This is a genomic window from Xanthomonas sp. GPE 39, from assembly GCF_000963005.1.
Taxonomy (GTDB): Bacteria; Pseudomonadota; Gammaproteobacteria; order Xanthomonadales; family Xanthomonadaceae; genus Xanthomonas_A.
The window spans coordinates 1805908-1819303 of sequence record NZ_JZHZ01000007.1; the positions used below are offsets into that span (position 1 = coordinate 1805908).

The 13396-nt window shown below is 64.3% G+C and carries 14 protein-coding genes and 2 pseudogenes; 8 read left to right on the plus strand and 8 right to left on the minus strand.

Annotation, left to right across the window (positions count from 1 at the left end; genetic code table 11):
- Positions 1–24: 24 nt before the first annotated feature.
- Positions 25–1152, plus strand: coding sequence for a pyridoxal phosphate-dependent aminotransferase (locus XALGPE39_RS07620; protein ID WP_045727662.1), 1128 nt, complete (start codon positions 25–27; stop codon positions 1150–1152).
- Between the two features lie 137 nt (positions 1153–1289).
- Here the strand turns inward: XALGPE39_RS07620 and zipA are convergent, their stop codons facing one another.
- The 5 genes from zipA to rpsF all read right to left on the minus strand — a co-directional run bounded on the left by zipA (position 1290) and on the right by rpsF (position 7136).
- Positions 1290–2006 carry a cell division protein ZipA gene (gene zipA, locus XALGPE39_RS07625; protein ID WP_045727663.1) on the minus strand — a complete coding sequence of 239 codons (717 nt, stop codon included), beginning with the start codon at positions 2004–2006 and terminating at the stop codon, positions 1290–1292.
- 57 nt (positions 2007–2063) lie between these two features.
- A complete protein-coding gene (gene smc, locus XALGPE39_RS07630; protein ID WP_045727664.1) occupies positions 2064–5567 on the minus strand; it encodes a chromosome segregation protein SMC in 3504 nt (1167 codons plus the stop codon).
- A 277-nt stretch (positions 5568–5844) separates the two neighbouring features.
- On the minus strand, positions 5845–6294 hold the full coding sequence (gene rplI, locus XALGPE39_RS07635; protein WP_045727665.1) for a 50S ribosomal protein L9: 450 nt from the start codon (positions 6292–6294) through the stop codon (positions 5845–5847).
- 165 nt (positions 6295–6459) lie between these two features.
- On the minus strand, positions 6460–6690 hold the full coding sequence (rpsR, locus tag XALGPE39_RS07640) for a 30S ribosomal protein S18 (RefSeq protein ID WP_002804494.1): 231 nt from the start codon (positions 6688–6690) through the stop codon (positions 6460–6462).
- Positions 6691–6701: 11 nt separating this feature from the next.
- The gene (gene rpsF, locus XALGPE39_RS07645) at positions 6702–7136 is read right to left on the minus strand and encodes a 30S ribosomal protein S6 (protein ID WP_045727666.1); all 435 of its coding nucleotides are present in this window, start codon (positions 7134–7136) and stop codon (positions 6702–6704) included.
- 343 nt (positions 7137–7479) lie between these two features.
- Between rpsF and XALGPE39_RS07650 the strand changes: the two genes are divergently transcribed.
- On the plus strand, positions 7480–8262 hold the full coding sequence (locus tag XALGPE39_RS07650) for a 4'-phosphopantetheinyl transferase superfamily protein (RefSeq protein ID WP_052690036.1): 783 nt from the start codon (positions 7480–7482) through the stop codon (positions 8260–8262).
- Between the two features lie 40 nt (positions 8263–8302).
- Here XALGPE39_RS07650 and XALGPE39_RS07655 read toward each other — a convergent pair whose 3' ends face one another.
- Positions 8303–8647, minus strand: a complete 345-nt coding sequence (locus XALGPE39_RS07655) for an iron-sulfur cluster assembly accessory protein (protein ID WP_045729056.1) — start codon at positions 8645–8647, stop codon at positions 8303–8305.
- A gap of 127 nt (positions 8648–8774) precedes the next feature.
- Here XALGPE39_RS07655 and asnS point away from each other — a divergent pair, with 127 nt between their 5' ends.
- The 4 genes from asnS to XALGPE39_RS07675 are packed head-to-tail and all read left to right on the plus strand — an operon-like array spanning position 8775 to position 11447.
- On the plus strand, positions 8775–10175 hold the full coding sequence (asnS, locus tag XALGPE39_RS07660; protein WP_045727667.1) for an asparagine--tRNA ligase: 1401 nt from the start codon (positions 8775–8777) through the stop codon (positions 10173–10175).
- Between the two features lie 22 nt (positions 10176–10197).
- Positions 10198–10503 (plus strand): hypothetical protein, encoded by a 306-nt coding sequence (locus tag XALGPE39_RS07665; RefSeq protein WP_045727668.1) that lies wholly within the window; start codon positions 10198–10200, stop codon positions 10501–10503.
- The gene (locus XALGPE39_RS07670) at positions 10500–10814 is read left to right on the plus strand and encodes a hypothetical protein (RefSeq protein WP_045727669.1); all 315 of its coding nucleotides are present in this window, start codon (positions 10500–10502) and stop codon (positions 10812–10814) included. The genes XALGPE39_RS07665 and XALGPE39_RS07670 overlap by 4 nt, the downstream gene beginning before the upstream one ends.
- 9 nt (positions 10815–10823) lie before the next feature.
- A complete protein-coding gene (locus tag XALGPE39_RS07675) occupies positions 10824–11447 on the plus strand; it encodes an FMN-binding negative transcriptional regulator (protein WP_045727670.1) in 624 nt (207 codons plus the stop codon).
- Here the strand turns inward: XALGPE39_RS07675 and XALGPE39_RS07680 are convergent.
- Positions 11426–11734, minus strand: a pseudogene (locus XALGPE39_RS07680) (helix-turn-helix transcriptional regulator); the annotation flags it as partial. The gene XALGPE39_RS07675 and the pseudogene XALGPE39_RS07680 overlap by 22 nt on opposite strands.
- A gap of 73 nt (positions 11735–11807) precedes the next feature.
- Positions 11808–11945 (minus strand): annotated as a pseudogene (locus XALGPE39_RS15205) (N-acetylmuramidase); the annotation flags it as partial.
- Positions 11946–12160: 215 nt separating this feature from the next.
- On the opposite strand from XALGPE39_RS15205, the gene can reads away from it, so the two are divergent.
- A complete protein-coding gene (can, locus tag XALGPE39_RS07685) occupies positions 12161–12823 on the plus strand; it encodes a carbonate dehydratase (protein ID WP_045727671.1) in 663 nt (220 codons plus the stop codon).
- A 36-nt stretch (positions 12824–12859) separates the two neighbouring features.
- On the plus strand, positions 12860–13384 hold the full coding sequence (locus XALGPE39_RS07690; RefSeq protein WP_045727672.1) for a 3-hydroxyanthranilate 3,4-dioxygenase: 525 nt from the start codon (positions 12860–12862) through the stop codon (positions 13382–13384).
- The last annotated feature ends 12 nt before the right edge of the window (positions 13385–13396 follow it).

The following is a 13396-nucleotide window of genomic DNA, read 5'->3' on the forward strand; positions in this document are numbered from 1 at the left end:
ACCCCCTTCCCCCTGGAGCATCCCGTGTCCTTACCGGTATCGCGTCGTTCGTTTCTGTCTCTGGCCACCTCGGGTCTGACGCTCGGTGCCGTGGGCCTGGCCCCAACAGCCGAGGCGGCTCGGCGCAAGCTCTCTGCCGCAGCGGCCACACCCAGCGTAGCGCCGGCCACCGGGACGGTGTATCTGAACTTCAACGAATGCCCACTCGGCCCCTCGCCTGCCGCACTGGAGGCCGTGCAAGCGATCCTGCCGCGCGCCGGCCGCTACCTGCTGGAGTTGTCCGACACGCTGGTCACCGCATTCGCTGGCCAAGAACATTTACCCAGCGACCACGTGGCGGTCTATCCAGGATCCAGCGAAGCACTGGCGCGCGCCGCACGCGCGTTCACCTCCGCGCGCGCCAGCGTGGTGGTGGCCGATCCGACATTCGAGACGGTGGCCGATGTCGCCGCTGCGCAAGGTGCGCCGGTGCGGCGGGTGCCGCTACGCGCCGACGGCGCACACGACGTCAAGGCCATGGCCGGCGCCGATCCGAACGCCGGGCTGATCTACCTGTGCAATCCCAACAATCCGACCGGCTCGATCACCCCGCGTGCCGAGATCGAATGGCTACTGCACAACAAGCCCGCTTCCAGCGTGCTATTGGTCGACGAAGCCTATCTCCACTACAGCGAACAGCCATCGGTGATCGACCTGATCGACCAGCGCCAGGATCTGCTGGTGCTACGGACGTTCTCCAAGATCTACGGTATGGCCGGCCTGCGCCTGGGCCTGGCGGTCGCTTCACCAGGGCTGCTGGGCAAGCTCGCCGGCTTCGGCCAAAACCCGGTGGCGATCACCGCAGCGGCGGCGGGCATCACCAGCTTGAGCGATGGGCAATTGGTGCAGGTACGCCGTGCCGAAAACGCACGCATCCGCGACGCCACCATCGCCTGGCTGAAGAGCAAGGGCTATACCTGTTTACCGTCGCAGGCCAACTGTTTCATGGTCGACGTCAAGCACGATGGCAAGGCTTTCGCGGCGGCGATGGCCAAGCACGAGGTGATCGTGGGGCGCACCTGGCCGAGCTGGCCGACGCGAGTGCGCGTGACCGTCGGCACCGAGGCGGAGATGCTGCGCTTCCGCGATGCGTTCATGCAGGCACGCAAGTAAGTCGGCACGGCAGGCAAGATCGTGTTCGCCCGCAATGGCGGATCGGTCCAATGTCGCGGTCGCGACCGTGGTGCCAGCAAACACGACCGTGCCACGCGCGTCTGGCGCAGCCTCAGAAGCTCGCCGTTACCCAGCGCCTACCAGCGCGGGGTCTTGGTCAGCGGCGGCGCTTGGTGTTGGCGATCGTAGGCACGCAGATCGTCGCGAATGTGGGCAATCCGCTGGCGACCAAGCGCATTGCGGCTATCGTCCAGGACCACACCGTCGAGTAGTTCGCCCATGCGCTGCACGGTCGGCAGCATCTTCTCCCAGGCATCGAGCGCGGTCAGCGGTGCCGGCAAGGTGAGGAAGAAGGCAATCGCCGGGGTCTGCATCTCGCGGATGTTGGCCATATCGAAACTGCCCGGCTTCATGATGCTCGCCATACTGAAGATGGGACCACGCTCTGGATGGCCTTCGACCAGACGGTGGAACACGTCCATGTGCCCGAACACCAGCCCGGTCTTCTCGGCGGCGACCACGATGTCCTCGCCGCGCAACATCTGGCCGGCACGCGCGGCGACATACAGCGAGACGATCTTGTCGAAATCCTGGCTCGGCCGTTTGCCGAGTTCGGTCCCCAGTGATTCGACCGCCGGCAGGCCCAATTCGGATTGGCGCGCCTGACCATCCAGATCGGCATCGGACAGCGCGGTGTCACCGAGGGAGGGCTCGCGGCGCGGGCTGGCAGGGTCGTTCGCTTCCACGCGCCGGCCCTGGCTCGGTTTCTTCGGACGACCGAACACAAAGATCGCCGCAATCAACAGCAAACCAACAGCGAGGATGCCGATGCGTAGCATTGCCATGTCGGACATTCAGGGGGTACTCCGGCAAGGGTGCACAGAAAGGTAAAGTCGCTTTAGCATGTCACGTTAGGCAGCGCCCGCCAAACGCGCGGCCTCTTCCAAGTCCACGCTGACCAGGCGGCTGACGCCCGGTTCGCGCATGGTGACACCGCTGAGCTGGTGCGCCGCTTCCATCGTCGCCTTGTTGTGGCTGACGAACAGGAACTGCACTTTTTCGCTCATTTCCTTGACCATCGCCGCCAGACGGCCGACGTTGGCCTCGTCCAGTGGCGCGTCGACCTCGTCGAGCAGGCAGAACGGCGCAGGATTGAGCTGGAAAATCGCGAACACCAGCGCCACGGCGGTCATCGCCTTCTCGCCACCGGACAACAGCGAGATGCTGGACACCCGCTTGCCCGGCGGCCGCGCCATGATGGCCACGCCAGTGTCGAGCAGGTCTTCGCCAGTCAGTTCCAGATAGGCATGGCCGCCGCCGAACAGGCGCGGATACAGCGCCTGCACACCGGAATTGACGCGATCAAAAGTATCCTTGAAGCGGCCACGGGTCTCGCGGTCGATCTTGCGGATCGCTTCTTCCAGCGTTTCCAACGCCGTGTTCAGGTCCACATCCTGCGCTTCCAGGTACTCCGCGCGCTGCGCGGCCTCGCCGTATTCGCTGATCGCTGCCAGGTTGACCGGTTCCAACCGGCGCATGCGCGCATCGATCTGCTGCACCGCCTGCTCCCATTCGCTGGGATCGGCATGTTCGGGCAAGCCATTGATGACGTCTTCCAGCACGAAGCCGGCCTTGACCACCGCTTCGGACAGTTGCTCGGCATTGAGCACCAGCGCCTGCTGATCGAGTCGGCGCTGGGCGATACGCTCGCGCTGCGCCAAGGCGTGTTCGTCGCGCTGCTGGCGGGTCTGCTCCAACCCACGCAATTCGTTGTCGATTCCATCCAACTGCGCGCGCGCCTCGCCCAGCACGCGGTCGGTGCGCACGCGCTCGCTCAGCGCGGCCTGGTGTTCGGCTTGCAGCGCCTGCACCGGCGAGTCGCCTTCATTGAGTTGTGCGCTGAGTTCGCCCAGGCGCGTATCCAATTGTCCACGCTGGTTGCCCATGCGCTCCAGCGCCTGGCTGAGCGAGGCAATCTGGGTACGCTGCGATTCCAACGTCAGCGCCAGTGCGTGCGAAGCCTCGCGCACCCGGCGAGCGGCGTCACGGGCCAGATCCCGCGCTTCAGTGAGTTGGCGACGCTCGCTTTCCAGCGCCTGCCGGAGCGACTCCAGGTCGCCCATGCTGGTCACCGCGTCCTCTAGCTTGGAACGCGCCTCACGCGCCTGCGCACGGCTGCCGTCCAGGGTTTCCAACAACTGTGCGATTTCGATCTCGATCCGCTCGATGCGGGTACGCGCAGCATCGACCTTGCCTTGCTGGCTCTGCAATTGCCCTGCCAGCTCGGAAACGCTGCGATGGGCCAGGTACAACTGGCGCTGCGCGTCCTCACGCTGCTGCTCGCCAGCCAGCAACTGGTCGCGTAAATCCGCCAGACGCCGTTCCAATTCGGCTTCGCGATCCTGCAACGCGTCGATCTGCCCGCGCAAGGTCTGGATCTCGCGTTCGCGCAGCAGCGCGCCCTGCTTGGCGGCGCCGGAGCGCGACACACGCAGCCAGCCATGTCCGAGACGCGCGCCATCGCGGGTGATGATCGCATCGCCCTCGCTCAGTTGCGGCAAGAGCGCGCGCGCGGCGACCAGATCCTCCGCCGCGTGCAGGCGCGCCAGCAGTCGGCGGATCGCCAGCGGCCCCTGCACCTTGCACGCCAACGAGGTCGGCGCGAATTGTGCGGCGCTCGCGTCATCGCTGACCAGGGCGATGCGACCCTCGCCGAGTTCGCTCAACGCATCGACCAAACTCTCCGGCGCTTCCACCAACACGCCTTCGATCAACTGCCCGAGCGCGCCTTCGACCGCGTTCTCCCAGCCGCTTTCCACGCTGAGTCGCTCGCCCACACGCGCCGCCGAATCCAGCCCGCGCGCCTGCAGCCACGCCACTGCAGCGCCCTGTTCCTGGCCCAAGGCGGCCTGCTGCAAGGTTTCCAGCGACGACAAGCGACCGCGCGCAGCCTGCGCCTGCTTGCGCACGTCGGCCAGTTCCGTCTGCGCGCCACGCTGCTGCTCTTGCAATGCCGCCACCGCCTGCTTGCGCGCCTCGACCTGCTCATTCAGACCATCCAGCGCGGCACGTTGGGTCTCGTGCTGTAATTGCAGTTGCTCGAAAGCCTCCGCCAGCGCATCCAGGTCCAACCCGGCGCGTTCGGTCGATAGCGCTTCGCGGCGGCGCTCGGCCTCCAGCGACTGCCGGTCCAGATAATCGACACGGGTGCGCTCCACCTCGCCGGCACGCGAAGCCTCGGCGGTATGCCGTTGATGCGATTCCCAGCGCAGCTGCCAGTCGGCCAGGCGCGCTTCGGCATCGCGTAGAGCGTCCTGCTTGTAGGTGTTGTCTTCCTGCAGTTGTTCAAGCTGGGGGCCAGCAACATCCACCGATTCGCGTAGCAACGCTAGCTTGGCCTCATCGCTGCCGATGTGCTGACCGAGTTCGGCCAGCGCCAGTTGCGCCTCGTCGCGCGCCTTGTGCAAGCGTTGCGAGAGATCACGCTGGTGCTGAATCTGCTGTTCGATCCGGGCCAAGGTGCTGCCGACCTTGTAGACCTCGGCTTGCGCGGTGCTGAGCGCCTCGGCGGCTTCTTCGCGACGCACGCGCCCGGTCTCGATACGCGCTTCGGCATCGCGTTGCTCGGCGATCAGTTGCTGCAGCCGGGTTTCCTCCTGGTCCAACGCCTCGCGCAGCCCCTGCAGGCGTCCGTCCAGACCGCGGTACCCCAGTGCTTTCCATTGCGCATCCTTGATCCGCCGCTCTTCCTGCAACGCCTGATATTGCTCGGCCTGACGCGCCTGACGTTTGAGATGTTCGAGTTGCTTGCCGATCTCTTCGCGCAAGTCGCCCAGGCGTTCAAGGTTCTCGCGGGTATGACGGATGCGAGTCTCGGTTTCCTTGCGCCGCTCCTTGTATTTGGAGATGCCAGCGGCTTCTTCCAGGTACACGCGCAGATCTTCCGGGCGCGCCTCGATGATCTGGCTGATCATGCCCTGTTCGATGATCGAGTAGCTGCGCGGCCCCAGGCCGGTGCCCAAGAACAGATCGGTGATGTCGCGGCGACGACACTTGGTGCCGTTGAGCGAGTAGCTGCTGCTGCCATCGCGGCTGACCTGGCGCTTGACCGAGATCTCGTTGAACGCGGCGTACTCGCCAGCGATGGTGTGATCGGAATTGTCGAAGATCAACTCGACCGTGGCCTGCGACACCGGCTTGCGCGCCGAGGAACCGGAAAAAATCACGTCGGTCAACGAATCGCCGCGCAGGCGGCTGGCCGAGCTTTCGCCCATCACCCAGCGCACCGCGTCGATGATGTTCGACTTGCCGCAGCCGTTCGGACCGACGATGCCGGTCATATTGGTCGGCAGGTGCAGCGTGGTCGGATCGACGAAGGACTTGAAGCCGGACAGCTTGATGGTCGACAGGCGCATGAGGCGGGGAATCCATGGCAAGTGCTGCCGGCATCCCGACACGCGCTGCCGCTAATGAAAATCTAGGTAAAGTCCTACGTCCAACCGATTGATGCGCTTGCATCGACGGGCTGGAGACAGACGCGGGCCACTGAGTATAGCGGCCCCTGCGCACGGTGGGGCCAGCGGCATCGGAAAGGCCCCAACCTGAGCCAGCCTTGGGCACCACCGCACATGCGGATCCAGAAACGACACGGGCACCTTGCGGTGCCCGTGTCGGTGAAACCAGGTACGCCGATCAAGCTTCCGCTTCGACCACGACCTTGACTGTGGTTTCCACATCGGCGTGCAGGCGCACCAGCACCTCGTATTCGCCGATATTGCGGAACGCGCCTTCGCCCAGCACCACTTCGCCCTTCTCCAGCGGCATACCCGCTGCGGTGAAGGCCTCGGCGATATCGCGCGGGCCGACCGAGCCGTACAGCTTGCCTTCGGTGGAGGCGTTGGCCTTGACTGTCACGCTGGCACCTTCCAGCTTGGCAGCGCGGGCGTTGGCGTCGTCGTGGATGGCCTTGGCCTTGGCTTCGTATTCGGCGCGCTTGGCTTCGAATTCGGCGATGTTGGCGGCGGTGGCCGGCACCGCCTTGCCCTGCGGCACCAGGTAGTTGCGGCCGTAACCCGGCTTGACGTCGACTTTGTCGCCGAGGCCGCCCAGGTTGGTGACTTTCTGCAGAAGAATCAATTGCATGGGATTGCTCCGTTATTCGTTAGCGGTGGCATGTGGCCACCGCAACGCGTGCTGTCCGAATAGGACGGGATTGGATTGCGCGGAATCGGCCATGTCCCCGACCGACACCCGGCTGTTGTTTCGCTCGCCGCACACGCAAATGCGTGCGCTTGCGAACGACTCGGATCAAACGTCGTGGTTGTCCGTGTACGGGATCAGCGCCAGGAAACGCGCACGCTTGACCGCCGTGGCCAGCTGACGCTGGTACTTGGACTTGGTGCCGGTCACGCGGCTCGGCACGATCTTGCCGTTCTCGGTGAGGTACTGGCGCAGGGTGTTGAGATCCTTGTAGTCGATCTCTTTGACGCCCTCGGCGGTGAATTTGCAGAACTTGCGACGACGGAAGAACTTGGACATGAGCGTGCTCCTTAGGCGGCTTCGACGGCGTCGCCGTCGGCTTCGTTGGCGGTGGCGGATGCATCGCCATCGTCGTCGTCGCGACGACGACGCTCACCACGGTCGGGCTTGTCGCCCTTCTCGTCCTTGCTCTTCATGATCAGCGACTGCTCGGTGTCGGCAGCATCGCGCTTGATCGCCAGGTGGCGCAGCACGGCGTCGTTGAAGCGGAAGCTTTCGAGCAGCTCGCTCAACACGGTCTGATCCACTTCGATGTTGAGCATGACGTAGTGCGCCTTCACCAGGTTCTGGATCGGGTAGGCCAACTGCCGACGGCCCCAGTCTTCCAGACGGTGAATGGTGCCGCCGCCATTCTCGACCAGCGACTTGTAGCGCTCGATCATGGCGGGGACTTGCTCGCTCTGGTCCGGATGAACCAGGAACACGATTTCGTAATGACGACTCATGTGGTTGTACCTTTCGGATGTGGCCCGAGGGCCGGTCAGCCCCCCGCAGGTGGCGGTGGAGCAAGGGTTCCCGCCTCAATCGACGCAGGAAGCCAGAAATTATGGCAGCCTCCTTCACTAATGACAAGGTCAGGCGCCCGCGACGCCCGCCCTACCCCGCTTCCTCTGTCCTCTTGCATCACTCCCAGCGCATCGACTCCAGGCCCGACGGCGAGCAGTGGCGATTCTGCGACACTAGCGCAATGTTACCGCCAACATTCGCCTCCATGGCCCTCAGCGCAACGCGGCACTCAATCATGTCTTGCCGCTGCGGCAGGCGCCGGAACTCCTGCCGTCTCAACCGATGAACGCGCAGTCGCACAGCGCCGCCTGCTTGAGCGTGGGTCAGCCATTGCGGCTGTCGTTAGCGCCGGAACTGCTTGCAGCCACGCGCAGTGCCCACCGCCATCTGCTTGAGGACGGCACGGCGCTGTACCTGTTGGGGTTCGATGCCGCGCAGTTCGATCCAGGGGCTTTCGCGGCAATGACGATCGCCTGCCCGGACAGCATTGCCCGCAGCGTGCGCAAGCGTCAGGCCGAGTTTCTGTTCGGCCGTCTGGCCGCGCGATTGGCGCTGCAAGAGGTGCTGGGACCTGCACAAGCGCAGGCAGACATTGCAATCGGGGCGACGCGCGCACCCTGCTGGCCTGCCGGCAGCCTGGGCAGCATTTCCCACTGCGACGACTACGCGGCCGCCATCGCCGTGGCCGCCAACACGCGCCAAGGCGTCGGCATCGACTTGGAACGCATGATCGCACCTAGCGCACGCGCGGCGTTGCTGAGCATCGCCATCGATGCCGACGAAGCGGCGCGTCTGGCAAAGGCGGCCGACGCGCAGTGGTCGCACGACCTGCTGCTGACCGCACTATTTTCGGCCAAGGAGAGCTTGTTCAAAGCCGCCTACGGCGCGGTTGGACGCTACTTCGACTTCAGCGCGGCACGCCTGTGCGACATCGACCTGGCACGGCAACGCCTGCATCTGCGCCTGACCGAAACACTCTGCGCGCAATTCGTGGCGGCCCAAGTGTGCGAAATCGGCTTCGCGCGTCTGTCGCCAGAGCTGATCTTCACCCACTACGCTTGGTGAGAGACGAACCGTCATGCCCGCCAGCGGCGGCGCATCACGCTCAGGACGCCGCGTGCGCCGCGTCGGTGGTGAAGCTCTCGCCGCAGCCACACTCGGCTGTGGCATTGGGATTACGGAATACGAAGGTCTCGCCCAGGCCCTGCTTGGCGAAGTCGATTTCGGTGCCATCGACCAAGCGCAGACTGGCGGCATCGACATAAATGCGCACTCCGTCCTGCTCGAACACGGCATCGTCCGCGTGCGCCTCGCGCGCCAGATCGGTGACGTGCCCCCAACCGGAACAGCCGGTGCGCACCACCCCGAAACGTAGCCCCAGCGCACCGGGAGTCTGAGCAAGGAAACGCTGCACACGGGCAAACGCGGCGGGGGTAAGGCGGATGGCCATGGCGAACGACTCCAACGACTGCGATAGAACATTATACGGCCGATGCCCGCGACGCCTCGCAAGCGCAACGCTCCAGCCAGTACACTTGTTCATTCCATATCGAGCCGCTGCGGCGAGGATTCAAGTCATGACGGTGGTGAGCGTTGAACATGCGCTGGCGGGGAAGATCCCGGTCGGCGGCGAAGTGACCGTCCGCGGCTGGGTCCGTACCCGGCGCGATTCCAAGGCGGGGTTGTCCTTCGTCAATGTCAGCGACGGTTCCTGCTTCGCGCCGATCCAGGTGGTGGCTCCGGCCGAATTGCCCAACTACGAGTCGGAAGTCAAGCGCCTGACCGCCGGCTGCGCGGTGATCGCGCGCGGGCATCTGGTCGCCTCGCAAGGCCAGGGCCAAAGCTTCGAGATCCAGGCCGCGAGCATCGAAGTATTGGGCTGGGTCGAAGATCCGGAGACCTACCCGATCCAACCCAAAGTGCATTCGCTGGAATTCCTGCGCGATGTGGCGCACCTGCGCCCGCGCACCAATCTGTTCGGCGCGGTGACCCGGATCCGCAACTGTCTGGCGCAAGCGGTACACCGCTATTTCCACCAGAACGGCTACCAATGGATCAGCACGCCGATCATCACCACCTCCGACGCCGAGGGCGCCGGACAGATGTTCCGCGTCTCCACGCTGGACATGGCCAACCTGCCACGCGACAGCAAGGGGCAGGTCGATTTCGGTCGCGACTTCTTCGGCAAGGAAACCTTCCTGACCGTCTCCGGCCAGCTCAATGTCGAGGCCTACTGTCTGGCGCTGAGCAAGGTCTACACCTTCGGCCCGACCTTTCGCGCCGAGAACAGCCACACCACCCGCCATCTAGCCGAATTCTGGATGATCGAGCCGGAGATCGCCTTCGCCGATCTGGCCGAAGACGCGCGGGTCGCCGAAGATTTCCTCAAATTCCTGTTCCGCGCGGTGTTGGAGGAGCGTGGCGACGACCTGGCGTTCCTTGCCGAACGCGTGGACAAAACCGCCATCAGCAAGCTGGAGACGTTCGTCAATTCGCCGTTCGAGCGTATCGAATACACCGATGCGATCAGCCTGCTGCAACGGTCCGGGCAGACGTTCGAGTTCCCGGTGGAATGGGGCCTGGATCTGCAGACCGAGCACGAGCGCTGGCTGACCGAGCAACACGTCGGCCGCCCGGTGGTGGTGACCAACTATCCCGAGCACATCAAAGCTTTCTACATGCGCCTGAACGACGACGGCAAGACCGTGGCGGCGATGGACGTGCTGGCCCCGGGCATCGGCGAGATCATCGGCGGCAGCCAGCGCGAAGAGCGCCTGGATGTGCTGGATACGCGCATGCTGCAATTCGGCCTGGACCCACAGCACTACGGCTGGTATCGCGACTTCCGCCGCTACGGCACGGTGCCGCATGCCGGCTTCGGCCTGGGTTTCGAGCGTCTGGTGGTCTACGTGTGCGGCCTGAGCAACATCCGCGACGCCATTGCCTACCCGCGCGCGCCGGGTAGCGCCGAATTCTGAGGCCATTGGGAGAGGACGCGCCATGATCCTGTTCTTCGCGCTGTGTTTCGTCGGCGTGGCGATCGCCGGGGCCAGCGCGTTCCTGATCTTTTGGCCGTTGACCCTGGTGCACATCCGCGACCGCCACCGGCCACTGGTTGAGACGTTCGGACAAGGCGCCTTTCTCAAACCGATTGCGCTGGGCTGGCTACTGACCCGGCGCTATCGCCCGCTCGGCGACCGCGCGCTCTCCGGGCTGGCGACACCGGCCTGGCTGTCGCTGCTGACCATCTTTTTCGGCCTGGGCATGGCCGCCCTGCTCTGGCTGCTCTCCATGGTGACCCAATGACCTCAAACGACTCCACCCACGATCAGTGGTACCTGGCCAGCCTAGGCCGCCTGCTGGTGTGGGCGCGCCTGCGCGTGCGCGCTGCCGGCACCGCCGAAGTGCTGGACAGCGACGGCAACACCCTCAGCTACGACAGCGAAGACAGCGCGCGCGCCGCGCTGTTCGACGCCGAGTTCGTCGCATTCGACGGCCTGGACGAGGACGACGCCCGAGCGCGCGGTTTCTCCCTGGAAGAGATATCGCCACCGCAAGCCAAGGACGATGCCAGCCTGCGCGGGCGCATGACCCAGAGCCTGGGCGCGCGGGCCTAAACGCCAACGATGCACATCCCACCCGCGTTCGCCGAAACCGATCTGCGTGCGCTCGACTGGCTGATCGCACACGATCCCTTTGTCACCCTGGTGACCGTCGCCGACGGCCTGCCCTGTGTCACCCCCTTGCCGGTGCTGTACCACCGCGATGGCGCGCATCTGCTGATCGAAGGCCATTGGGCACGCGCCAATCCGCAGTCGCGGCATCGCGGACCGGCCCTGATGATCGTGCACGGTCCGCATGCCTATATCTCGCCGAGCTGGTATCCGGACAAGCAGGCGATGACACGAGTACCGACATGGAACTACGCCACCGCACACTTGCATGGTCACCTGCAAATCAGCGATGACGAAGGATTGCTGGCCGATGTCGTCGCGCGGCTGAGCGAACGCCACGAGCATGCACTGGGGAGCGACTGGCGCTATGAGCACGACAACGACGTGCAAAGACGGATGTTGGGCGGGATCGTCGGCTTCCGTTTCGAGGTCGAACGCGTGGAGTTGAAACTCAAGCTCAATCAGAACCATCCCATCGCCAACCAGCGGGCCGTACATGACGCGTTACAGGCGCAGGCCGATCCAAGTGCGCAGGCGGTGGCGGCGCTGATGCGTCAACGGTTGCCGCCTGACTGAGCATCACATCGCTCAACCGCAGTGGCTGGCCGGTCCATATACTGGGTGGTCTGCGCGTGGCGAGCGCCGGCATGGCCGCCGTCCAGCGGCGACAATGTCTCGCCGATGGCATAGCGGGTCCATTGCGCGATGCTCTGCATGCCCAGCTTGAACATGATGTGCTCGCGGTGGGTACCGATCGTCTTGACGCTGATATGCAGCCGCGCCGCGATGTCCTTGGTCGATAACCCCTCGGACAGCAATGGCACGATCTCGCGCTCGCGCGAGGTCAACAGCGTGTAAGCCGAGGCAACGGATCGGCAACACTCGCGGCACAGGGATGCGCGCAGATGTTGCGATCGGCAGGCACACTGCCGACACTCAACTCAGATCGGCAAACGCATCCACCCTAGCCAACCAACCCTTGAGAAACTTGCCAAGTAGCAGTCTCGCCGCGACCAGACGCTGGCAGTAATCGCGGCGTCCCCGCTTGTAACGCATGTACAGATCACGCTTGTCCTCCTGGAGTGCACCATGACAGGGCGTGGAGGAAGTCTGGCGAGCGGTCACGCGCCAGGGGATCGGCAAATATCCGATCCGGTGGTGCGCTGAGGCTGAGGCCGCGCTGCGGCGGAGGCGAGCAACGGCGCTCCATACGCCGAGGTGTCTATGAAAATATGCAAACCCCGACGCCCCAGCACATTCGCGACGAGGTTCTGGGATAATGCCCAGCCATGAGCAAAATCGACCAGCTACTGCAAAACAACCGTAACTGGTCCGAGCGCATCAACCGTGAAGATCCCGAGTTCTTCAGCCGCCTGTCCAAGCAACAGACACCGCAATACCTATGGATCGGCTGCTCCGACTCGCGTGTGCCAGCGAATCAGATCATCGACATGGCCCCGGGCGATGTATTCGTCCACCGCAATATCGCCAACGTGGTCGTGCATACCGATCTCAATTGTCTGTCGGTCATCCAATTCGCGGTCGATGTATTGAAAGTACGACACATTCTGGTCGTCGGCCATTACGGCTGCGGCGGTGTGCATGCCGCCCTGACCCAGGCACGCCTGGGTTTGGTCGATAACTGGATCCGCCACGTCACCGATGTGGCCGAAAAACACGAGCACTGCCTGCAACAAGCCGGCGACCTCGGCCTGCAGCACGCACGCCTGTGCGAACTCAATGTCGTCGAGCAAGTGGTCAACGTCAGCCGCACCTCGATCGTGCGCGATGCTTGGTCACGTGGACAAGAGTTGACCGTGCACGGCTGGGTTTACAGCCTGCGCGACGGCCGCGTCAACGACCTGGGCATGGAGCTGGACCGCATCGAAGACCTGGAACCGCGCTACACCGCCGCGCTAGCGCGTATCAGCCAAGACCATCAAGAGCGCTGAACCGCTCGCCGAACCTCGCTACCCAGGAGTCCCCGCATGCTGCCTGCCCCGCTGAACCTACACGCATGGATCGACGAACACCGGCATCTGCTCAAGCCACCGGTCGGCAACAAGTGCATCCATGCCGAGGACTTCATCGTGATGGTGGTGGGCGGGCCCAATGTGCGCACGGACTTTCACTACGACGAAGGTCCGGAGTGGTTCTACCAGCTCGAAGGCGAGATGGTGCTGAAGATCCAGGAAAACGGCACGGTACGCGAGATCCCGATCCGCGCCGGCGAAACCTTCCTGTTGCCACCGAAAGTGCCGCATTCGCCGCAGCGGCGACCCGACTCGGTGGGCCTGGTGATCGAACGTCGGCGCCTGCCGCACGAGAAAGATGGGCTGCTATGGTTCTGCCAGCAGTGCAACCACTTGCTGTACGAAGAATACTTCCCGCTGCAGAACATCGAGACCGATTTCCCACCGGTATTCGCACGGTTCTACGCCTCCGAGACCCTGCGCACCTGCGCACGCTGCGGGCACGTGCACCCGCTACCGGCGCCTGCTGCCGCGCCGTGAATCTTCTGCGCC

Bases quoted from the DNA above. Each gene is read 5' to 3' on its own strand.
- XALGPE39_RS07655 (WP_045729056.1), bottom strand. From the start codon at position 8,647: ATGGCCATCCGCCTTACCCCCGCCGCGTTTGCCCGTGTGCAGCGTTTC.
- asnS (WP_045727667.1), top strand. From the start codon at position 8,775: ATGACGGTGGTGAGCGTTGAACATGCGCTGGCGGGGAAGATCCCGGTC.
- smc (WP_045727664.1), bottom strand. From the start codon at position 5,567: ATGCGCCTGTCGACCATCAAGCTGTCCGGCTTCAAGTCCTTCGTCGAT.
- XALGPE39_RS07670 (WP_045727669.1), top strand. From the start codon at position 10,500: ATGACCTCAAACGACTCCACCCACGATCAGTGGTACCTGGCCAGCCTA.
- rpsR (WP_002804494.1), bottom strand. From the start codon at position 6,690: ATGTCCAAGTTCTTCCGTCGTCGCAAGTTCTGCAAATTCACCGCCGAG.
- zipA (WP_045727663.1), bottom strand. From the start codon at position 2,006: ATGTCCGACATGGCAATGCTACGCATCGGCATCCTCGCTGTTGGTTTG.
- rpsF (WP_045727666.1), bottom strand. From the start codon at position 7,136: ATGAGTCGTCATTACGAAATCGTGTTCCTGGTTCATCCGGACCAGAGC.
- XALGPE39_RS07675 (WP_045727670.1), top strand. From the start codon at position 10,824: ATGCACATCCCACCCGCGTTCGCCGAAACCGATCTGCGTGCGCTCGAC.
- XALGPE39_RS07650 (WP_052690036.1), top strand. From the start codon at position 7,480: ATGAACGCGCAGTCGCACAGCGCCGCCTGCTTGAGCGTGGGTCAGCCA.
- XALGPE39_RS07665 (WP_045727668.1), top strand. From the start codon at position 10,198: ATGATCCTGTTCTTCGCGCTGTGTTTCGTCGGCGTGGCGATCGCCGGG.
- XALGPE39_RS07690 (WP_045727672.1), top strand. From the start codon at position 12,860: ATGCTGCCTGCCCCGCTGAACCTACACGCATGGATCGACGAACACCGG.
- can (WP_045727671.1), top strand. From the start codon at position 12,161: ATGAGCAAAATCGACCAGCTACTGCAAAACAACCGTAACTGGTCCGAG.
- rplI (WP_045727665.1), bottom strand. From the start codon at position 6,294: ATGCAATTGATTCTTCTGCAGAAAGTCACCAACCTGGGCGGCCTCGGC.